Below are 22393 nucleotides of genomic sequence, written 5' to 3'. Positions count from 1 at the left end.
AGTTTGCAGTTTAGACCGCAGGGGAGCAGAGGGTCAGAGGGGCAGAGAAGAGAGTTTAAGTCATTTATGTACAATTTCAATAGTGCAGCTTAAATGCTGATTAGCTTATTATTCTAGATTTAATTTAGTTTTAAAAATCGCTTCAACGTCTTCATAAGGCATATCGTAAGGGTAGGGAAAGGTTTGAGCATTAGGATTTCTTCGAGTAATAAATAATTCTCGAATTGCCTCATTATCTGTAGGATGAGACAAGATGTATTTTTTTAATTCCTTACGAGTCATTTTCTGAAAATCAGGCTTCGTCATCTTGGTTAAATTCCCAGCTACCATTTTCAAAAATAGTAATTTCTAAACTTTCTTCTCTACCAGCAATCAAGAAAATGTACTTATGGAGAGAATCATACCTAAACATCCAAACTGGCTGTAAAAGATTAGAAAGTATTTGGCAGATAAAGATAACAGTATCTTTTTGTTTATCAGTCGGCAATGAAGCACTTATCACTTTTTTATAATTCTAACCCTGATTCTTACAGAGATGCTGGTGGTTAAATATACGTGAATTTGTCAAAAATGACAAATTTTAAAAAATTTGCTCAATTTTCTGAAAATCCCTTTGGACTTCGTTCCACAAAGCTTTGTTATTAGGATCAGTTTTGAGGGCTTTTTTCAGGTAAATTCTGGCTTTGAGAACTTGATTATCGTTAATCAGCGCCCTACCCCAAATTTGATAAGCGATCGCTAACCATTGGCGAACTTCCGCATCTTTGGGTAAACGGTCTACCAAGGCTTCCGCCAGGGCGATCGCTTGGGGAAATCTTTTTTCTTTCAAAAATCTTTGCAACTGCTCATAAGTCTTCCACTTCAGCCGTTGTTCAATTTCCGCAATATTCGCAGGCGGTGACTGTGGTTTTTCCGTGGTGACTGTGGTTTTTGGTGCAGCATCTTGACGAGTCGCCTTTGGTTCCTCGCGCCTAGCCACAAAGGTTTCTGTAGTGACTGTGGTTTTCGGCGTGGCTTTTGCGTCCTCGCCCCTAGACACAAACTGTTGACCTGACGGCTGCTCGACTGTTTCTTCTGGCGGTACCACCGTTAAGAGCAGCCTATAAGCTTCTGTCAAGGCAATAAACTTATCTTTAGCTTTTTTGTCATCTGGGTTGATATCGGGGTGATATTGCTGCGCCAGTCGTCTGTAAGACGATTTGATTTCTGCAAACGAGGCTCCCGACCTTAAACCCAATAAACGGTAGCAATCTCCTAGATCCATTTCGAGATATCAGCTATCTAATATACAGCTATCAGCATTCTGCCTTTAGCATGAGGTTTTAATGATAAACAAAAATTTTCTAATTTATAGTTCAAACTAGACAGTTTTGTAAGGGAGTGGGGAGTAGTGAATGGGGAGTGGTGAATTTTTCCCTACTCCCTACTCCCAATTCCCTACTCCCTACCTTCTAGATTCGCTCTTCAATCACACGGTCAATCAATCCGTATTCTTTGGCTTCTTGGGCGGACATAAAGAAGTCACGATCCATGTCTTTCTCAATCTTGGCCAAGGGTTGACCAGTATTTTGAGCGTAAATGTTATTGAGTTGATGGCGAATCCGCAGAATTTCTCTGGCTTCGATTTCGATGTCAGTGGCTTGTCCACGGGTTCCGCCGGAAGGTTGGTGAATCATAATCCGGGAATGGGGCAATGCTAGGCGCTTGCCTTTTGTCCCAGCAGTCAACAAGAAAGAACCCATTGAAGCCGCCAGACCGACACAAATGGTCACAACATCAGATTTGATGTGTTGCATCGTATCATAAATCGCCAAACCAGATGTTACCATCCCACCAGGAGAGTTGATATACAAATAAATATCTTTACCTGGGTCTTCTGAATCCAGATACAGCATAACGGCGATGATTTGGTTAGCAATTTCATCATCAACATCACGCCCCAAGAAAATAATCCGTTCCCGGTAAAGGCGATCGTAGATGCTAATCCAATCTGTATACTGTCCTCCGGGCATCCGGTAAGGAACTTTAGGAACGCCTATAGGCATGATTAACTCCGTTTGTGATTAATTGTTTTTTAGTGCTGAGTGCTGAGTGCTGAGTGAGGAATAAAAGTTAAGAGTTAAAAGTGAAGAGTTAGAAGTTGTTCATAACTCAGCACTTTCTACTCAGCACTCAGCACTATTTAGAGGACACTAGTTGGTACTGGTGGATTAGCGAGTTCTTCTTTTTCAAACACGCGATCGATTAAACCGTACTCTTTGGCTTGATATGCGCTCATATAGAAGAGACGATCCATGTCTTTGGTGATTCTTTCGGCCGTCTGTCCGGTGGTACGGTTCAAAATCTCAACCATCGATGCTTTGTTTGCCAGAACTTCTTTCGCCCGAATCTGAATATCAGTTGCTTGACCTTGGGCGTAGCTCTTGGGCTGGTGCAGGATAATACTAGCGTTGGGTAAGCTGGCGCGGCAACCTTTAGTACCAGCACTCAATAACATGGCAGCCATACCCATCGCGGAACCAATACAAATGGTGTGGATGGGAGGTTTAATGTATTTCATGGTGTCATAGATGGCAAAGGCTTCGGTTTCAAAGCCAATGGGTTCGCCACTATAACCAGAAGTGCCTGTCGAGTTGATATAGATTTTAATAGGTTTGTCGGGGTCGTCTGACTGCAAGTACAATAATTGAGCGACGATTAATTCCGTCACAGCAGGTACCAGTGGCATTCCCAGATAGACAATTCGCTCTTTTAACAGAAGGGAGGGTAAATCTGGCGGCGGTGTCCGGTAGAAGTTATCGCCGTAGTATGGGGCTTGAACAGCCTTGATGGGGGAAATGTCCATAGCAACTGATCGCCTGAAATTATGCCGTTAACTGTAATACATCCTAGCGCGATGCTGGCTAGAGTCAGGTGCGGTTTCCTCGCTAATGGGCGAGATTGCTGGCATCTGCTAAAGCTAGGCTTCTAAGATTATTGTGAATATATTAATCTATCTACGCAAGATAAGTTTTCCGTAGCGTTGATCTGGCAATTTGAAGTTATTTATAAATATGGTGAGAATTTGGGATTTCGGAGTCAGGAGTCACAATGGTGAGGACAGTCAACACTCAACTGACCTACCATCTAAAATTTTTGCTCAATTTTTGATTTCTGGCTTTTGAGTGCTGGATTCTTAACTAAATGATGTATGTATCCTGAATTTAGGAAGTTTGGGTTATGAAGGTCAATTTGCAGCCTGCCCTGAATGATGTCAATGTTGATGCTAATCAAACTAGTAGTCAACGTCAGCTGTCGATTTCTGTGTCCGCGATCGCCGATACCCAAGACCGGACTCTGCCGATTAATTTATGTTTAATTCTCGACCATAGTGGCTCGATGAATGGTAAACCCCTGGAAACGGTGAAAAAAGCCGCAAATTTGTTGGTTGATAGGCTTAAGCCTAGCGATCGCCTGAGTGTGGTAGTCTTCGATCATCGCGCTAAGGTCTTAATCCCAAATCAATCGGTGGAAGACCCAGAACAAATTAAAAAGCAAATTAACCGCTTATCTGCTGATGGCGGAACGGCGATTGATGAAGGTTTGCGTCTGGCGATTGAGGAGTTAGCTAAGGGCAAAAAAGACCGCATTTCTCAAGCTTTTTTGCTCACCGATGGGGAAAATGAACACGGAGATAATAACCGTTGCTTTAAGTTCGCGCAGTTAGCTGCTGGTTACAACTTAACTTTAAATACTTTGGGCTTTGGTGACAATTGGAACCAAGATGTTTTAGAAAGAATTGCTGATGCAGGTTTAGGCACTTTATCTTATATTCAAAGACCTGATCAAGCTGTAAATGAGTTTGGGCGGTTATTCAGCCGGATTCAAACTGTGGGCTTGACTAATGCTTATCTGTTATTTTCATTAATGCCGAATGTCCGGTTAGCAGAACTTAAACCTGTTGCCCAAGTTTACCCAGATACGATTGAACTTCCCTTGCAACAAGAAGCAGATGGACGGTTTGCGATTCGGTTGGGTGATTTAATGAGAGATGTGGAGCGAGTAATTTTAGCTAATATTTATCTGGGACAATTGCCGGAAGGTCAACAAGCGATCGCAAATGTCCAAATTCGCTACGATGATCCTGCCCAAAATCAAACGGGGTTATTTACCGCTAATCTCCCAGTGTACGCTAATGTTACCAGGGCTTACCAACCAAACATTAATCCCCAGGTGCAGCAATCAATTTTGGCTTTAGCCAAGTATCGCCAAACCCAACTCGCCGAAGCAAAATTACAACAAGGCGATCGCGTCGGGGCTGCAACTATGTTGCAAACTGCTGCTAAAACTGCTTTGCAAATGGGTGATACAGGTGCAGCCACAGTCTTGCAAACTTCTGCCACGCAATTACAATCGGGAGGAGATTTAAGCGAAAGCGATCGCAAAAAAACTCGCATTGTCTCCAAAACTGTGTTGCAAGATATCCCGCCACAATGAAGGTTAAATTGCTCTCGTTGCTAAGTGATCGTAACGTTGATGTGGCTCAAGTCAGCAGTCAACGTCAATTAGTAGTTTCGGTTTCTGCGCTTGCTGATCAGTTTGAGGAGCGTTTGCCGTTGAATTTATGCTTAATTCTGGATAAAAGCGGTTCAATGCACGGCAAACCAATGCAAACTGTGATGCAAGCAGTAGAGCAATTATTAAATAAGTTACAGCCTGGCGATCGCATCTCAATAGTGGCTTTTTCTGGTGCTGCGGAAGTGATTGTTCCCCATCAAGTAATTCAAGACCCCAGCACCATTAAATCGCTGTTGCCAAAAAAACTCATCGCCAGTGGCGGTACTGCCATTGCTGCCGGGTTAGAATTAGGCATCACAGAACTGATGCAAGGTGCTAAAGGCGCTGTTTCCCAAGCTTTCCTCCTCACCGATGGACATGGTGAAAGCAGTTTACGGCTGTGGAAGTGGGAAATTGGCAACGATGACAACAAACGCTGTCTGGAACTGGCGCAAAAGGCAGCTAAAATCAATCTAACAATTAACACTCTCGGTTTTGGCAATAACTGGAACTCAGATTTACTCGAAAAAATTGCCGATGCTGGCGGCGGTAGTTTGGCTTATGTTGAGCATCCAGAACAAGTTTTAGAACAATTTGGGCGGTTGTTTGGTCGCATTACATCAATAGGGCTAACAAATGCTTATTTGCAGTTTTCCCTTGCACCTCATATCCGACTAGCAGAATTAAAACCCATCGCCCAAGTTTTTCCAGACACAATTGAGTTACCAGTACAGCAAACCACCAATGGCGGCTTTAAAGTCCGACTGGGTGATTTAATGCAAGATGTAGACCGGGTAGTTTTAGTCAATCTTTATTTAGGCAAATTACCAGCAGGAGAACAAGTCATTGGACAGATGCAGATTTGTTACGATGACCCCGCCTCCAACCAAGATGGCTTATTGTCTCCGATGATTAACATATCTGCTAATTTCCTGCGCCAATATCAACCCGCCCTCAATCCCCAGGTACAGCAGTCAATTTTGACATTAGCCAAATATCGCCAAACGCAGTTAGCAGAGATGAAATTACAACAAGGCGATCGCATCGGGGCTGCAACAATGTTACAAACTGCGGCGAACACTGCCTTACAAATTGGTGATACAAGTGCAGCCCAAGTTCTGCAAACATCTGCAACCCGCTTACAAACCGGCGAACAACTCTCCTCAGCCGAACTAAAAAAGACGCGAATTGTATCCAAGACAACTTTACAGAATTAATTATCTGTGCCAAAACTAGCTAAATTGTCCAGCCATAATTGACCTTTTCAATTTATCTGGAATATTTCAGCTATTTTTAATAATTCTGTGACCCAATCTTGTTATATTTATGGCCAAGAGCAAGAAAAGGCTTATCGCTTAAGCTTTTGAGATTGTTAAGGCAGATTACATCGACCAAGATTATTTCCTACAGAATAATCTTTACTCGGATTTTAATTTGCAAAAATTAACCTAGGGCATACCTATATTGTATAAAGATCACACATAACCTGACTTTACTCTTATCTTAACCTCAAAATTAAATAAAACCAAAGAAAGTTTCACTGATCAAATTTATAGGGTATAGGAAAATTGATTCCATGCTAACTAACAGAAGTCAATGCTATCTACTAGGACTCGTACTTGCAACTACCTTAAGTGCAAACATCCAATCTGTTAATGCTCAGTCTGTCAATTATTTAGAAGGTAGTGCAACCTCATCCACAATCAATTCGACCTTTGCCACTTTAGCGAGTAATCAATATCAAGCCAACACTCCTTTTATTGAGCCAACTCAAAATGTTAACCCCACAGCCATCTTTCCTAATTATGATGGTGAATTATTTCAGAATACAGATTCAATGTCTGGAGCTTTAGTGGGTTTGACAGTGAGTAAATATGACAAAATGCCAGTGGGTACTAATAAAGTATTCATGAGTAACGAAATGATTGCTAGTATGACATCTCAAGCAAATACTTCTGATGATGTACCTAACTCTCATTCTCTCCGACGCGGTACCCTGGTTAGCAATAACTACAACGCTATTAGTATGCTGCGGACAATGGACGATTCGCAAAACATCGCCTATGTAGGGATGAATGAAATTAACGCTGAACCCAGATCCGATGCTTTAAATAGAGAACTCAAAATCACAAACTACTTAGCTTTTGTACCAGAAAACACCTGCGTTAATTCTGAAAATACCAAGCTACCAAAAACTTGCCAAACCAAAAATGCTGAAAAAATGGTAGCTACTATGCCGATGATTCAGGCTAAAACTTGGTCGGCGCAGATGACTAAAGATTTTTCTTTTTGGCAGAATATGAATGTTTCTCTAGAAACAGCAAGCAGATAAAACCAGGGAAATTGTCGAGCAATCGTAGTAATTTACTAAACTGCTTGTCTAGGTAAAGAATCGAGAAGTGAAAATGAGGAGTTAATTTTTTCACTTTTGTCTATTGTAGTTGAAACGCCTATCAAGAAGTCAGTGTGTGAGTGAATAAATATTCAGACGTTTCAACTACCCATAAATATTACTTCACCCTTAAATAATACCAATTCGCAATTAAGAAATCTAGCTCCAGTAAGACTTTCCTGATTTCTATCTGTCGCATTCTTTTATTAAATTGGTATAAACACAATATTCCCCACTAATTTGTATCTTCTACAACGAGTAAAACAGTAGAAGCATATTTTGATTATTTAAAAAATCTAAAAAATCCTTTTGGTGTGGTAAGAAGATGGATAAGCTATTAAGCACTTAGTTTGCAGTTTAGACCGCAGGGGAGCAGAGGGGCAGAGGGGCAGAGGAGAGAGTTTAAGTCATTTATGTACAATTTCAATAGTGCAGCTTAAATGCTGATTAGCTTAGTACTTTTCTGTTGCGATCGCATCTCCAATTTACGTTTATGCTTTCAAGTATCATTTACGTCACTCTACTTAAATCAACTTGGTTCCAAAATTGAACCCATAAACAAAATGCTACCTGTTTGATTATCTCGAATGGCACAGAAGAAAGGACGGTCAACAATCATCCGAAATGGTTCTGGCTTGTCTCTCAGGGATGTGGCTACAATTCCCACTGATGTCGCCGCCGCCGCTTCTGTACCTTCTTCATTGACTTCTACAAAAGTTTTATGTTTTACCTCGCTAATCGCTAAATCTTTCCCCATTCCCGAAAAATTAGCTTGTGAACTAAAAGCTTCTTGCATTCCTAAAGCTTTTAGGGCATCGTTGAGTGTCACTTCGTAGTCAGTTTTAAACTTGGGTAGGCGAATAAAACCTTCTTGGCTACGAAATTGTGTTAACCATGTTTCCCAATTCTGAGCATTTAAGTTTTGATAAAAAGATTTGAGATTGGAGTTTTGTTTTGGCAAAAAGACATAAAAGCTGACTTTGCCATCTTTGCCATAAGGTAAACTTACTGCTTGAAACTGCTCGTTTTCATAATATTTATACTCCCCGGTTTGAGACATCATAGAATGTCGTTTTTGCTGCCCTGGTGCGCTGTAAAAAGGATGTTCAGCAGTTTGGCTTTTATCAAACTTCTCACTCCATTGCCCTTTAAAGTAAATAGCATTAATTAAAAACAGCACTTGATTGGGTTGTATTTGGTCAACAATTTTGTTGATTTTGCCTTGGGTATTATCATTCACCCAGTTATTAATACTGTTTAAGGCAGATGCAGATTTAAAGTCTAAATTGGCTACTTTGGCTTTGTAAAATTCTTGGTTTCGTTGCAAAAAGTCTGGACGTAAATTCACATCTTTATTTACCCAAAGTGAGTTGGCAATATTTAACTGCACATTAGCATCAGGATTTTCTAAGCTACTTTTTAAAGCAGCATAATTAGAGTTAATCGCAGGCAGACTCAGACCTTGTAATTCCAGGGTTTTAGCCATTGCCTGTTGGGTAGAACCACTAGCACCGTTGTAGGTCATAGCTAAGGCGATCGCTACACTAGTGGGTGAAATAAAAATGTTTTTTTCGCTACCTTCTGCTTGCAAAACTTCCGAAAACAACTTAAAGCCAAATTTGTTATTAGCATTTACTAATTTTGTATCAGCTTTGACGGTTTTTTTTTGCAATGGTATTTCTGGTTGAGGCATTTTCGAGTCTGCAAAAGCATCATTATTACTATTGACTTGAGAACAACCAAGTACACCTAGCAAAACTACACTTGCAGCCGCTAGAACATAGCGTCTTCCTAGACTGACAGCGTAACGTCTTTGTAGAAAACTTGCTTTCATCCCGCTTAATTTTTGCCGATTCATTCTTCCACCTCACTTACCAAAGATTAATCAAGATTGATGCTCAATGCCTTAATGATTAACTATTGCATTAATTCAAGGCTCATCCTTTGACGGTTACAGTTTTTGTAACGGCAATCAAAAGAAAGTGATAAATGGAAAATGAATCTCTTCTTTCTTTGTATCCTTTGCACCCTACCTGCGGGAAACACGCCTAAAACCTGGATTTCTCACAAGAGAGAAATCCAGGGGTGTGGGAGGTGTGGGAAGGGTGGGAAGGGTGGGAGGATGGTGAAGAAATCTTTCCCCCTCCTCTCCCCACACTCCCCTCTCTCCCCACACCCGTTACCCATACGTGAGAAATTCGGGTAAAAGACTGCTTCAGTGCTTGCGCGTCTATGTGGTTCGTTATCTATAGGAATCCGGTTTGATTTCTGAATTTATTTGTGTAGGTCGGGAATAGGGAATGGGGAGTCGGGAGTAGGAAAGAAGCCTGATCTGAGTGTACTGATTTTTTTCCCAAATCAAATATGAGTCCTATAGTTCTATATATAAGTAGTAGACTGCCGAAACTCTATCAGCGTTTATCTGCGTTTATCTGCGGTTAATTTTCTTCTTGTCAGTCCTGTAGAGTCACGAATCAATTTCCTGATTGCAGCGATCGCACACTTAATATAGGTAATTTTTTTCGTAAAAGAAGAATTTGCAGATAAAATTTTACCACAGATTGAGACAAAACCACGAAAGTATGCTTTAAATATAAAGTTAATCTCTCACAACGGTTTTGACCTCGACATTGTACCGTTTTTCAGCGTTCAGGGTCAGGCAACGGAGTTTCTTCGGCAAAGATAGCAATTTGCAGCAGAAAAAACAGTTGTCTGGGGTGATTCAGGTAATGATATTGCATTGTTCGCTGTGGGCAATCAACGGGGAATCATATTTAGTAATGCTCAATGGCATACTAAATATCCGACTGACTATCGGTAAGTAGCACAAAACCCTTGTGTTGAGGGAATTCTAAAAGTTTTGTAATATTGTGGATTCTTATGATTAGCTATCTCAAAGGTCTTGTTGCAGGTGTTCAGACAATTGGCGGTAATCGTGTCATTTTGACTATCGAAGTCAATGGTATTGGTTACGATTTGCAAGTTCCCCAAAGGTTAGCACAGCAGTTACCAGAATCAGGCGGAGTGGCGCAAATTTTCACTCATTATCAAATTCGGGAGGAAGTACCTTTACTCTATGGCTTTGCTTCTCCAGCAGAACGAGACTTATTTCGCCACTTGCTAACGGTTAGCGGGATTGGTGCAGCTTTAGCGATCGCCCTCTTAGACACTTTGGAATTACCAGATTTAGTCCAAGCCATCATCGCAGGTAACACCCAAATCTTAATTCAAGCCCCTGGTGTGGGCAAAAAAACCGCAGAACGCATCTGTCTAGAACTGAAAAGTAAATTGATTGAATGGCGCAAATCAGCAGGGTTCTTCGTCGCTACAGGCGGCCCAGCACCAGGGATTTTAGAAGAAGTGCAGATGACTTTGTTCGCCTTGGGTTACACAGCCCACGAAGTTAGCCACGCCTTACACGTTGTGAGTGAAGACATTGGGCTACCAAAAGATGCTTATGTGGAAGATTGGATTAAACAAGCGATCGCCCACCTCAGCAGCGAACAAGTACAGTAATATAGGAATCCGGTTTGATTTCCGAATCTACTTGTGTAGACAGGGAGTAGGGAATAGGGAGTCGGGAGTAGGAAAGAAGCTGTATCTAAGTGTATTGATTTTTTTCCTAAATCAAATATGAGTTCTGTCTCAATTCGTAATGGTGATGCGTCTGCCATATCAGAAAATTAACGCAGCGACAGAGCAGGGTAATAGCTATGACACCACAAGAAGAATGTCTAAAGATTTATCTAGTTGTAGCTAGAATCACATAGACTGAGGAATGAAAGAATAGCTGCTAAAATCCCTTCAATTTCATGAAGCTGTATATTATTCGCCCTAAAACTTCCTCAGTTACTCGCTCTCTTTCCCTGATGTCGAGAAAATTAACGCCCCAAAGTCGGAGGATGCAAGCGGCGGAAGTAAAAGCTTTTTGGCAGCAAGACTCAGTTTATCAAGAAATTCAACGCTGGATTGCCGACGCGCGAGAGGATGGTGTAATTCAAATTGCTCAAGCAGAAACGGTGATTACAGGTACGGTTATTGTAAAAATGACCGAAGAAGAAGCAGCCAGGATGCGTGAAGAGTTACCTGATGCTGATATCACAGAAGACCGCCCAATTGAGTTAATTCAACCCGAAGCCAGCGCAAATGATTTAAAAACAGAAATTTCTCAATCTGATTTATGGCATTTAGCAGCAATTAATTTAGATAATTGCCGTCAAAAAGGGTATGAATATACAGGTCAAGATATCACGATTGCCGTTTTAGATACCGGGGTAGATGGCAATCATCCAGCATTAAAAGGGAGAATAACTAAAGCCTTTACCTTTGATGCCCAAAATTATCAGGTACTGCCCATGAATCCTAGTGTTGATACACACAAACACGGCACTCACGTTGCGGGATTAATTTGCGGCAACAAAATTGGTGTTGCGCCTAATACTAATATTTTCAGTGGAGTAATAATTCCTGGTGGTACTGGCAATCTTTCTGATTTTATTTTGGCGCTGTCTTGGGTAAGCCAACAACCAGAAATTAGCATTGTCAATATATCGGCTGGCTTTATTGGCTATTTACCAGATATGGAAATAGCAATTGAAAGTTTGCTTTTATCTGGCATTTTACCAGTTTGTGCTGTGGGCAATGAAGGCAGAAATCGTACCCGTAGCCCTGGTAATTATCGGGATGTAGTTTCCGTTGGTAGTTCAACTATTGACAAGCGCATTGCTGGCTTTAGTGGCAGTGCTACATTAAATACAGGTTCCCATCAATATCAAGTACCCAATTTAGTTGCACCGGGGAAAGAGATTTATTCATCAATACCAGGAGATAAATACGAAGCAATTAGCGGTACTTCAATGGCTACGCCGATTGTTTCGGGAATTGCCGCCTTAATTTTAGAAGAATATCCCAACATAGAAGTTTTAGATTTAAAAGAAGAATTATTTGCTAGATGTGAAACTTTACAAGTTCCACAAGACCGCCAAGGCTACGGCTTAATTCAAGTAAAATTATAAGCAATTCTCAAGTACATGAATACACTCCACTCGCGCTGTCGCGTACCCTCCCCAACTACGGTGTACCCACAAGTCTAATTACCCCCCTTAATCCCCCCTTGTAAAGGGGGGAAATTGTTCCCTCCCCTTTACAAGGGGAGGGTTAGGGTGGGGTAATTCTATAACTTGTGTTTACACCACAGCCCTTTGGTAAGAGGAGGGTTAGGGAGGGGTTCTTTTGTAACTTACTGAAGTTGGAAACGCTATCTATATGAGACTAGAACCTCAGCATCTAGAAAAAATTGACGACTTGCTAAAACAAGAGCTAGAAGAAGCCAGAGGCGATGAAGAATTGCTGGTAATTATGCAGCTTGAAGGCAAAGATTCACAATCAGAAAATAACTTTGTTCCTAATCTCAAACCCGCAGATTTTCCTAATCGCCAAGCTTATCGTCAAGCGTTGATTGATTTGCAAAAGCAGCAAGTAAAAAATGCTGTTGGTGAGACAATTAAAGAGTTAGAAAGCTTAGGACTAACTATTACTGGCGGTGAAATGAGCGAAACAGTAATAGTCAGAGGAGAAGCACGGCAAATTTTAAGCAGCTTGGAATTAGCAGCAGTGCGCCGCGCTAGTTTAGATCGAGCTATTGCAATTAACGACGCTGGTAAATATTTAGCAACAATTATAAGCCAAGTAATTGATACTTCAAACCCACAAGTTCCGCCAAAAATTCTCAAGTCTGCCTCGCAATATTACCAAAATTATTACAAGCGGTATGGCAAATTAAGAGTGTTGGGTATGAAACAGTTCGTACCTTTAGATTATATTTATACTGCTGTTCAAGTTCTCAGTAATGAGGAAATAGCTAATTCAGTATCACTCCAGGATTTAGAAAAAGCTTTTAGAAAAGCTAATAGGGGAGTATTTAGTTCAGATAAAACTGCAAGAAAGGAAGGGATAGCAGTTGCTAATAAAAATCAATCTTTGATGGTATTAGGTGCGCCTGGAAGCGGTAAATCGACATTTTTACGCAAGATAGGATTAGAAGCACTCAAGGGAAAACAAGGTAAATTTAAATATGAGTGCATTCCTATCTTGATTGAATTGAAAAGATTTAATGTTGATGAGATTAATATTAAAGAATTAGTTTTTCAAGAGTTTAACTGTTGTAATTTTGTTGAAGCTGAAGTTTTAACCAAAAAGCTATTAGAGGCAGGAAAATTACTCATATTACTTGATGGTTTAGATGAAGTACCAACTAAAAACTTGAATGCAGCAGTTACACAAATTCAAGATTTTGTTAAGCAATATCAAACAAATAGATTTATTGTTTCTTGCCGCACTGCTGCTTATCATCAACAGTTTAGACGATTTGAGAATGTAGAGATTGCTGAGTTTACTGATGAGCAAATAAAACAATTTATCAATAATTGGTTTCAGTCAGAAGAAGATAAACAAGCTGATACGGCTGGGCAATGTTGGGAGTTACTGCAAGAAAATGAATCTGCCAAGGAATTAGCTAGAACGCCTTTATTGCTGACTTTTATTTGCCTTTACTACGATGAATATCAAAGTTTTACTAACAATCGCAGCGAATTATATAAAAAAGCTCTAGATATTTTATTAGATAAATGGTTGGCGGAAAAAAGAGTAAAACGCGATCCGATTTTTAAGGATTTTACCATTGCTATTGAAGAAAGCTTACTGGCAGAAATAGCTTATCAAGGATTTGGAAAAAATCGGCTATTCTTTACCAGAGATGAGCTAATAGAACAAATTCAAACTAATTTAAACAAAAATGAAAACGCACCTAAAACTTTAAATAGCAAAGCAGTTTTAAAAGCAATTCAAGTAGAGCAAGGAATTTTAGTAGAAAGGGTAAGAGATGCTTATGCTTTTTCTCATCTAACGCTGCAAGAATATTTAACTGCTAAATATATTTGCGACTGGCAATTAGTTGATGAGTTAGTTAGTTGTTATTTAATAGATATAAACTGGAGAGATGTATTTTTATTAACATCAGGTTTGCTACGTCCAAATGCAGATCAGTTATTACTGCACATGGAAAAAGAGGCACAGAAATACATTAACACGCCTAAGTTAAAAGCTTTAATAGAATGGGCAGAGGGTGAAACAATAGGCTCACCAGGAGATATAAAACCTGTTGGTAAAAGAGCGATCGCTCACGCCAACGCCAACGCCATCGCCAGCACCAACTCCTACGCCATCGCCTGCGCCATCGGCTACACTAACGCCAACGCCATCGCCTGCGCCAACGCCTACACTAACGCCAACGCCAACGTCTGCGCCATCGCCATCACCAACGCCAACGCCTATACCTACGCCATCGCCAACGCCATCTATCAAGCTATTGGAGCTATCCGCACTCTTGAAAAATTACAAATATTCAATCACTTAAACTTTACTAATTTAATAAAGCAATTGCAAGATTTAAAGGCAACAATTCCTGATGATAATCAATCGCAAGGTTTCGAGTCTGCAAACAAATTGCGAGAAACCTTGCTCAAAGCTTTTAATTTAAATTCAGAAATGGTGAGTTTATCTAATGAAGAATTAGCAGCTTGGAATAATTATCTATATGCCAATTATTTAATCTTGCAGTGCAAACAAGCAGCCGTGATAGTATCGCCTCAAACTTGGGCAGAAATAGAAGATAGAATGCTACGTCTACCAGAAGAGAAAAGTAAGAGTATCTTTTCTAGATTCAAACGGAATTTCTAATGCAATACGGCTCAGGTGTAGCGACTGTCTTAAAAGTCAAGATATCGCCATCACTTTATAATTTCTAGCCGACAAAAATGTTAACGCACATAAATTGCGATCGCTACGTACCTACCCTTAAACAACGTCTAACAGCAAACAATCAGTCAGCTATGTAACGAAAAATACTTAGCCAGACATGACATAACACAAGTCTGTTGTTCTTAACGTGAACGTGAAAGTTGCTACACCTTGTGCGTAACACGGAAATGTAAAAACGGAAGCTCTTACACAAAAAGCAGAAGCTCTTACATCTTGCGCGTAACACGGAAACGTAAAAGCGGAAGCTCTTACACAAAAAGCAGAAGCTCTTACAACTTGCGCGTAACACGGAAATGTAAAAGCGGAAGCTCTTATACCATTTCACTTTAAAAATGATACGGATATGCAAGTAGCGCCTCGACTTCGCTCGGCGACCAGAAGCAGAGTTGCAGAGGAAACGATTTCTATCAGTAATTTCGTGAAATGGTATTACATCTTGCGCGTAACACGGAAATGCGAAAGCAGAAGCTCTTACACAGAAAGCAGAAACTGTTACTGTGTTAAAAATTAGAGTTTGTGCGATCGCCATCTTGTCACCACACATTATCGAAACCAGTGCAGGTAAGTTTTTTAGAATAAAGTGAAGCTATAGCAATCTGAGTTGATTTGTGAAAATTGAGAGGCTCAGATCCCCGACTTCTTAAAGAAGTCGGGGATCTTGTCGTTCACAAATGATTTAGGACTGCTATAGGAGCGATTAAACTCTAAAAATTGATCGCACTTAAATCTGGCTCTGTCAAAGAATTTAAAAACGTCCACAACTGCAAATCGGTAAAATCGGGAATTGCCATAAACGCGCCGACTGTTTGCAGATTTTGTGGATCGTGGGTGGAGGCGATACCAATGGTAGGAATCCCAGCCGCAACAGCCGCACGAATACCCGAAGGTGAATCTTCCAGGGCGATCGCTTTCTCTGCGTTAATCTTTAACTTGTTTAAAGCAGCTTGATAAGGTGCAGGATCAGGTTTACCAGCAGTGCAATCCTCTGCCAAAATCACTGTATGAAAAGCTTCTTTAATCCCTAAAACCTCAAGCACAAATTCTACATTCAACCGAGGTGCATTGGTGACTAATGCCCGTTTTAACTGATGTGTCTCTGTCCAAGCTAGGAGTTCAGCAAATCCACTCAACGGTTGCAGATGGGAAGCTAATTCACGAAATAATGCTTCTTTATCGTCGGCAAATTTCTGCCCTTCTGCTGGTGATAATTGCGGCAAAATATCTTTGACAATTTCTGGATTCAAACGTCCACTAATCCGAGATTTGTAGAATTTTTCATCTATTTCAATGTTGTAGTCTGCCAACATTTGCTGCCAAGCTTGGTAATGTATCGGATCAGTATTGACAATAGTGCCATCCAAGTCAAAGAGAACTGCTGCCAGCATAATTTTTTAAGTGTAAATAAATATTAACTTTCTTTACACAGTTTACCCTAGAAGTGTGAAGTATGAAAGGAAGCAGTTTATTAGAAGTCTGAAGTCTGAAAGAAAGAAGTTTATATAATTAAGTAGGGTGACGCACTGCTGAAAGGATGTTTTAATCGTTATCGTGTTGGTAGGTGGTGCGTTACGGCAAATTTATACTTTGTGTCACGCTCAAATCCTCACATTGCCATAACACACCTTACTAGACTTCATACTTCATACTTCACACTTCATACTTCACAATGGTTGCTGCCAAAAACTTTTTTCGTGTTGATGATTTACAAGTGCAAGTTTACAATTCTGAAGCAGAAATGGCTGAGAATGTTGCACAAATTACCAGGAAATATTTAAAGGATATCTTAGAAAAACAGGGGAAAGCTGCCGTTTTATTAGCCACAGGGAATTCCCAACTCAAATTTCTAGATGCGTTAATTAAGTTGGGTGGCGTAGATTGGTCAAAAATTACTTTATTTCACTTAGATGAATATTTAGGTATTACGGCTGATCATCCTGCAAGTTTCCGGCGTTATCTGCGAGAACGGGTAGAAAATAAACTGACTCCGCAGGAATTTCATTATCTCGAAGGTGATACATTAGAGCCTGTGGCTGAATGCGATCGCTACACGCAATTACTCCAAGCACAGCCAATCGATTTATGTTGCTTAGGTATTGGCGAAAATGGACATTTAGCTTTTAATGATCCTGATGTTGCTAATTTTCATGATCCTTATAGTGTCAAGTTGGTGAAATTAGATATAGTCAATCGCCAACAACAAGTAAATACTGGTCATTTTTCCAATATCGACAGTGTGCCACAGTATGCTTTTACTGTCACCCTACCATTAATTTGTACAGCAAAAAAAATTATCTGCCTAGCACCAGAAAAACGCAAAGCCCAGATAGTAAAACAGATGTTACAACAAACAATCAGCACCGATTGTCCGGCATCAATTCTCCGTCGTCAATCACAAGCAACTTTATTTTTAGATGTCGATTCCGCTAGTTTATTGGATTAAAAATGCTAGAAATTACCATCACTACTCCCTACGTTCTAGCTTAATACTAGACAAACAAGCCTCAAGATAAGTGCAATCTTCACATTTGATTTCTTCGCCTGGATTAGCACAGCCGCAAGGAGGTGAAATCAAGCATTCACTTAGTTTTTTAGAAGTTGAAGAGGGTTTTAATATTATCTCAGCAACCACTTCTTGTAGGCAGAAAATTACATCCCGTACCATAATATTGAACCTTTGGTTATCTAGGTAAACTAATTATTCATTCATTATTAGGACTTACGCAATAACCCTCTCAAATCCTCTTAACTTCGTGTCCTAACCTGCGGGAAGACGCGCAAGCGTCTACGTTTTTTCATGATTTTGTGTAAGTCCTGGTTATTTAAGTGATGAGTAAAATGTAAAATTAATTGCACTCATACCAATTCTGTATGAAGATGCACTAAATTAAAGAACGAACCACAAAGGGCGCATAGACGCGATAGCGGCTTCCCGTTCGCGTAGCGTCTCCCTTTGGGAGAAGGGTAGGACACAAAGAAAGAAAAGATAAAAGATTAAATGCAGCCTCACATAGAATTGGTATCAGCGCATAGCGTTTAAAGTCATAATTTCAATCACTTGACTTTATTTATGGGTTTTCACTCAGCACTCAGCACTTTCAACTCAGTACTCCTAAACTGATAAATTTCAGTTGACCACTTTACCCATGCTGAAACTTGATCCTCAAAGACAAACTCTCTTCTTTGAGAATTAGCAGTCTCAGCTACTAATACCTTGAGAGTTACGGTTTGCATATTAGGATTCATAGTCTGCTGTCCGTAACCAATCACTTTTCCTAGATGACCCGTTTGTTGATTCAGCACATAATCACCAATGGTGAACATAGTGACACTTTCAACGTTAATAAATAGGTGAATCTTTAAAATTCTCTATAAAAAAATAAATAAAAACCTCATGCTTATAGGATGATTTACTTTATCCTATTTTCATATATTCTCTAACTATCGATAGATGTCATTTTACAGTGCAGTAAAAGTTTATAGGGTATAGAGGCTAGATGAATGTAACTCATTGGGATGAAAACCTCTGTATTTTAGGTTGATAGGGACTTTCTATTATTTGAAATAAATCTTGAATAAAAATAAAACCCGATTTAGGCAATAAATCGGGTTTGTTATCCTTTGTTATTAAATACAGCGTTTTTCATCTTAATAAGGTACATTCATCTAGTTTCTAGTCTCTAGCCTCTATCTCCTATCAATTTGTACTTCACCAGACTGATAAACGCTATATTTAGCCTCATCTGTTTAATGCTAACTCTTGTTTTTGTTTCATAATTGATAAATACTCATTACGAGTTCCATCTACACGGTAGTGGTCGCAGATGCGACAGAGTTTGAGCAAATCCAATCGACTAAATACTTTTTGGCGTTCAATTCCGTTATCGTTTCGCCAGCGCCAAAAAGTTGTTCGGTCAATACGGCGATCGCTCTCAGGCCATCTTCTGCGAGATAAAAAATTTACCAGTTCTTCTTCGTAAAACAAGTAGCCCTTTGGTAACTTCAAGAGTTCTTCTCTTAAATCATTTAGCGGTATGAGTGGATCTAGCTCAGATAGTCTCATGCCAGCAAGCCCTTATAGTTTCTTTTACATTCAATTACACAGAGCAATTTTGCAACACGGTTTTATCACTTTCTGTTGAATTGAAATACTGCAAAGTTAAGTCTTAATAGAGTAATCAGATAGTAGGGTGAAAATGATAGAGTAATTCTCCCTACTACTTTTTTTACTCGCTTTTCTCAACAAACAGTACAAATTTACGTGATTTAATCAAACACAATAAACTGATTGATACTTAATTGCAACCCTCATGCAACAAATTTGATATCATGTTCAGCTATTTCAAATAATTATCAAAATCTACTTTTAGATAGATGTATGATTTCTATGAAATAAACATAACCGCGATCGCCTGTTGTTTACTGCCAATGATACGACTACTAACACTGTAATAGGCGATCGCAAAACTTACACTACATTTACCCAAAAATCTGCTGTACCAACTTTACCATTACGCTGAAATTGCATCCACAGTTTATAAGTTCCAGGTTGAGGAAAGTTAGTGACGAATTTTATCTGTCCATCTGCACTATTCTTGTGGGCATGAGCATGGATATAATCATTAACTGTCAACGGCGATGAACTTTTCACAATCACTAAATGACCTCTTTCGCCTAAATAAGGCTCTAAATCCTTAACTGGCTGATTATTTGCCGCATCTTTGATATCAAAATTTAAGGTAACTTCTTTACCAGCCTGAATGTTTTGATTGGCAGCATCGAGATTAACTTTAGTATTAGATATGACTTTAATTTTCTCAAATTTTTCTAAACTTTTTGGTAAAGGAATTGAACCAGGAATTTTAACTTGCATTAATGATATTGCTTCATTTTGTCCAGAGGGTTTATAGTCACTAAACAAACTATAGTTACCAGGACTGGAAAAAGTTGCACTCACTTCAAAACGACCATTACCTTTGTAACTGGGATGAATATGATCATAAGATGCTAAATCCTCGCGCACAATAATTAAGTGCATCAGTTTTTCTTGAAAAGTATCAAACTTGTCGATAGATTTACCAGCAGTATCTTGAACATTAATCACTAAATTAACAGGCTGATTTGGTATCAAATTTTTTGGCGCAGTTAGTTTTGCTTGGGTAGTAATTTTTGTCTTAGCTTCATCCCCAGAATGTTCCATTGAGTGTCCCTGATGTTCACTCGACATACTATGCTGATGATCAGTATGTTGTGAGTCACCACCAGATACCTGCGTTTTATCCGATTTTGTCACCGATGAGCAAGCAGGTACTATCAATAGGCTAGTTAATACAATAATTCCCGTCCAAAAACGCTTCATTTTGTTTTTATCCTCCAATTTAACAGAGCATTTTAATGAAAATGTTACTTAACTGCTCATAAGATAACTAATCAAGACAAAAGTTATCAAAACTAAGTTATATTTGTTATACAACATAAACTCAATTTCAGAAAATTTACGGTAACAAGTCACGGACTTTTAAGATAACTTGATGTCAATCAATATTTATTACATTACTTAGTTAAAAAGCCGATTATTATGCAGTATGAAGGATACAAGTACTTTAGGAGTGTCTGCACACTGAGCAGTTAGAAAACTATTCCACAACCATGATCCTCCGGTAAAGACTTTTACAATTAACAGGTTTTGAGGATGGCATTTTTAGATAATTTTTTTTTACTAACCAGTTTATTCCCCACGGACATTGCTATCTCTGGAAGCCGGCATTGGTTGGGTTGCATGTTATTTCCGACTCACTCACTGCAATAGCCTATTATTCAATTCCATTCATGCTGGTTTATTTTGTCCGCAAACGCGAAGATTTGCCGTTTGACTGGATATTTTTAATGTTTGGTGCATTTATCATTGCTTGCGGTACAACTCATGTGATGGATGTTTGGACACTTTGGTATCCAAATTATTGGTTATCAGGGTTGATTAAAGCCATCACAGCTTTGATTTCAGTCATTACAGCTGTACAACTTGTGCCATTAATACCTCAAGCATTAGCTTTACCTAGCCATGCACAACTAGAAGCAGCAAACTCGCAATTAGCCACAGAAATTGCTGAACGCAAACGCACAGAAGAAGTACTCAGAGAAAGTGAAGAACGTTGGCAATTAGCTTTGCGTGGCAATAATGATGGAATTTGGGATTGGAATATTAAAACAAATCAAGTTTTTTTCTCTTCTCGTTGGAAAGAAATGCTTGGTTATGAAGACGATGAAATTAAAAATCATCTGCAAGAAATTTGGACAAGGATTCACCCAGATGATTTAGATGCTGTAGTCAAAGCGGTGCAGAATCACTTTGCCAAAGTTACGCCATTTTACGCTAAAGAATTTCGGGTACTTTGTAAAGATGGGACGTATAAATGGATATTAGATCGGGGTCAAGCCTTGTGGGATGAAAATAATAATGTCGTCCGGATGGTAGGGTCACATACAGATATTACTGAACGTAAGCAAACCGAAGAAACTTTAAGTAAAATACTCACACAACTAGAAATTAAAGTAGAAGAACGCACAGCAGAGTTAAAAAAAATCAATAAATCACTAGAGATAGAAATTACTAAACGTAAACAAATAGAGAAGGCATTAAGAGATAGTGAAGAGAGATTTCGGACGGCATTTCATCAAGCAGCAGTAGGAATTGCCCATGTAGCTTTAGATGGCAGATGGTTATTAGTTAACCAAAGGCTTTGCGATATTGTTGGTTATACAGCCGAAGAATTAGAGTTACGCACCTTTCAGGAAATTACTCACCCAGATGATTTAAATGAATCTTTGAAATATGTTGATGAAATATTAGTAGGTAATATCCAAACATATTCCATCGAGAAACGTTATTTTCGCAAAGATGGTGTTGTAATCTGGATTAACTTGACTGTTTCGTTAACACACCATTCTTCGGGAGAGCCAAAGTATTTTATTGCTGTGATTGAAGATATTAGCGATCGCAAACAATCTCAAGCACAAATTCAAGCATCATTACTCGAAAAAGAAGTTTTACTCAAAGAAATTTACCATCGGGTCAAAAATAATTTACAAGTAATCTCAAGTCTGCTGAATTTACAATCTGACTATATTAAAGAACAAGAAGATATGTATGTCTTTCAAAAAAGTCAGCAGCGCATCGAATCAATGGCATTGGTACATGAGAAAATGTATCAATCTCCTGACTTAGCTCGTATTGATTTTGGTGAATATATTCAAGATTTAGTTGCAAGTTTATTTAGCTCTTACGAAATTAATGCAGGTGCAATTTCTTTAAGGTTTTATCTTGAACATCAGGTTTTACTCGGTTTAGATTTGGCAATTCCCTGTGGTTTAATTGTACATGAACTAGTATCTAACTCTTTAAAATACGGTTTTCCTAATGGGAGGAATGGCGAAATCACTGTGGGAATCACCGAAGATTTAAATCAAAATTTTACTATTTTTGTTAGCGATAATGGAGTCGGCTTACCACCTAATTTCAATTTCCAAAATACAGCATCTTTAGGTTGGCAGTTGGTTGAGGCATTAACTCAACAAATTTCGGGAAATATTAAGATTAACAGTCATACTGGTGTAGAATTTCAAATAACATTTCCCTTAGTCTAAATTAAA

The 22393-nt window shown here is 39.2% G+C and carries 18 protein-coding genes and 1 pseudogene; 9 read left to right on the top strand and 10 right to left on the bottom strand.

The window, feature by feature from the left end:
* Window positions 1–108: 108 nt before the first annotated feature.
* From H6G77_RS19305 to H6G77_RS19285, 5 genes are all read right to left on the bottom strand, one after another.
* Window positions 109–306, bottom strand: a complete 198-nt coding sequence (locus tag H6G77_RS19305; RefSeq protein WP_190872453.1) for a DUF6887 family protein — start codon at window positions 304–306, stop codon at window positions 109–111.
* Window positions 293–502: a DUF6888 family protein gene (locus H6G77_RS19300; protein ID WP_313954510.1), complete on the bottom strand. Its 210-nt coding sequence runs from the start codon at window positions 500–502 to the stop codon at window positions 293–295. The genes H6G77_RS19305 and H6G77_RS19300 overlap by 14 nt, the downstream gene beginning before the upstream one ends.
* 78 nt (window positions 503–580) lie before the next feature.
* Complete coding sequence (locus H6G77_RS19295; RefSeq protein WP_190872452.1) at window positions 581–1264, bottom strand: J domain-containing protein; 684 nt, start codon at window positions 1262–1264, stop codon at window positions 581–583.
* A gap of 187 nt (window positions 1265–1451) precedes the next feature.
* Window positions 1452–2045, bottom strand: coding sequence for an ATP-dependent Clp protease proteolytic subunit (locus H6G77_RS19290; RefSeq protein ID WP_103123696.1), 594 nt, complete (start codon window positions 2043–2045; stop codon window positions 1452–1454).
* Between the two features lie 137 nt (window positions 2046–2182).
* On the bottom strand, window positions 2183–2845 hold the full coding sequence (locus H6G77_RS19285; protein WP_190594637.1) for an ATP-dependent Clp protease proteolytic subunit: 663 nt from the start codon (window positions 2843–2845) through the stop codon (window positions 2183–2185).
* 374 nt (window positions 2846–3219) lie between these two features.
* On the opposite strand from H6G77_RS19285, the gene H6G77_RS19280 reads away from it, so the two are divergent.
* From H6G77_RS19280 to H6G77_RS19270, 3 genes are all read left to right on the top strand, one after another.
* The gene (locus H6G77_RS19280; RefSeq protein WP_190872451.1) at window positions 3220–4476 is read left to right on the top strand and encodes a VWA domain-containing protein; all 1257 of its coding nucleotides are present in this window, start codon (window positions 3220–3222) and stop codon (window positions 4474–4476) included.
* Window positions 4473–5753, top strand: coding sequence for a VWA domain-containing protein (locus H6G77_RS19275; RefSeq protein WP_190594634.1), 1281 nt, complete (start codon window positions 4473–4475; stop codon window positions 5751–5753). The genes H6G77_RS19280 and H6G77_RS19275 overlap by 4 nt, the downstream gene beginning before the upstream one ends.
* A 359-nt stretch (window positions 5754–6112) precedes the next feature.
* A complete protein-coding gene (locus tag H6G77_RS19270) occupies window positions 6113–6868 on the top strand; it encodes a hypothetical protein (protein WP_190675315.1) in 756 nt (251 codons plus the stop codon).
* A 589-nt stretch (window positions 6869–7457) separates the two neighbouring features.
* Here H6G77_RS19270 and H6G77_RS19265 read toward each other — a convergent pair.
* Window positions 7458–8786: a serpin family protein gene (locus H6G77_RS19265; RefSeq protein ID WP_190872450.1), complete on the bottom strand. Its 1329-nt coding sequence runs from the start codon at window positions 8784–8786 to the stop codon at window positions 7458–7460.
* Window positions 8787–9443: 657 nt separating this feature from the next.
* On the opposite strand from H6G77_RS19265, the pseudogene H6G77_RS19260 reads away from it, so the two are divergent.
* The 4 genes and pseudogenes from H6G77_RS19260 to H6G77_RS19245 all read left to right on the top strand — a co-directional run bounded on the left by H6G77_RS19260 (window position 9444) and on the right by H6G77_RS19245 (window position 14665).
* Window positions 9444–9749 (top strand): annotated as a pseudogene (locus tag H6G77_RS19260) (HAD family hydrolase).
* Window positions 9750–9808: 59 nt separating this feature from the next.
* Window positions 9809–10444 (top strand): Holliday junction branch migration protein RuvA, encoded by a 636-nt coding sequence (gene ruvA, locus H6G77_RS19255; RefSeq protein WP_190594631.1) that lies wholly within the window; start codon window positions 9809–9811, stop codon window positions 10442–10444.
* 296 nt (window positions 10445–10740) lie between these two features.
* Window positions 10741–11943, top strand: coding sequence for a S8 family serine peptidase (locus H6G77_RS19250; protein WP_190872449.1), 1203 nt, complete (start codon window positions 10741–10743; stop codon window positions 11941–11943).
* 250 nt (window positions 11944–12193) lie between these two features.
* Window positions 12194–14665 (top strand): NACHT domain-containing NTPase, encoded by a 2472-nt coding sequence (locus tag H6G77_RS19245; protein ID WP_190872448.1) that lies wholly within the window; start codon window positions 12194–12196, stop codon window positions 14663–14665.
* A gap of 785 nt (window positions 14666–15450) precedes the next feature.
* On the opposite strand, the gene H6G77_RS19240 is transcribed toward H6G77_RS19245, so the two are convergent.
* Entirely contained in the window at window positions 15451–16131 is a 681-nt protein-coding gene (locus tag H6G77_RS19240) for an HAD family phosphatase (RefSeq protein WP_190872447.1), read from the bottom strand.
* Between the two features lie 281 nt (window positions 16132–16412).
* Here H6G77_RS19240 and H6G77_RS19235 point away from each other — a divergent pair, with 281 nt between their 5' ends.
* Window positions 16413–17186 carry a glucosamine-6-phosphate deaminase gene (locus H6G77_RS19235; protein WP_190594627.1) on the top strand — a complete coding sequence of 258 codons (774 nt, stop codon included), beginning with the start codon at window positions 16413–16415 and terminating at the stop codon, window positions 17184–17186.
* 635 nt (window positions 17187–17821) lie between these two features.
* Here H6G77_RS19235 and H6G77_RS19230 read toward each other — a convergent pair.
* The 3 genes from H6G77_RS19230 to H6G77_RS19220 form a co-directional block, all read right to left on the bottom strand.
* Window positions 17822–18067: a hypothetical protein gene (locus H6G77_RS19230; protein ID WP_190594626.1), complete on the bottom strand. Its 246-nt coding sequence runs from the start codon at window positions 18065–18067 to the stop codon at window positions 17822–17824.
* Between the two features lie 415 nt (window positions 18068–18482).
* Complete coding sequence (locus H6G77_RS19225) at window positions 18483–18806, bottom strand: hypothetical protein (protein ID WP_190594625.1); 324 nt, start codon at window positions 18804–18806, stop codon at window positions 18483–18485.
* A gap of 405 nt (window positions 18807–19211) precedes the next feature.
* A complete protein-coding gene (locus H6G77_RS19220; protein ID WP_190594624.1) occupies window positions 19212–20102 on the bottom strand; it encodes a hypothetical protein in 891 nt (296 codons plus the stop codon).
* Window positions 20103–20572: 470 nt separating this feature from the next.
* Here H6G77_RS19220 and H6G77_RS19215 point away from each other — a divergent pair, with 470 nt between their 5' ends.
* Complete coding sequence (locus tag H6G77_RS19215) at window positions 20573–22387, top strand: PAS domain S-box protein (RefSeq protein ID WP_190594623.1); 1815 nt, start codon at window positions 20573–20575, stop codon at window positions 22385–22387.
* The last annotated feature ends 6 nt before the right edge of the window (window positions 22388–22393 follow it).

It is taken from the genome of Aulosira sp. FACHB-615, assembly GCF_014698045.1.
GTDB lineage: Bacteria > Cyanobacteriota > Cyanobacteriia > Cyanobacteriales > Nostocaceae > Nostoc_B.
This window is presented reverse-complemented; position numbering and strand designations above follow the sequence as displayed.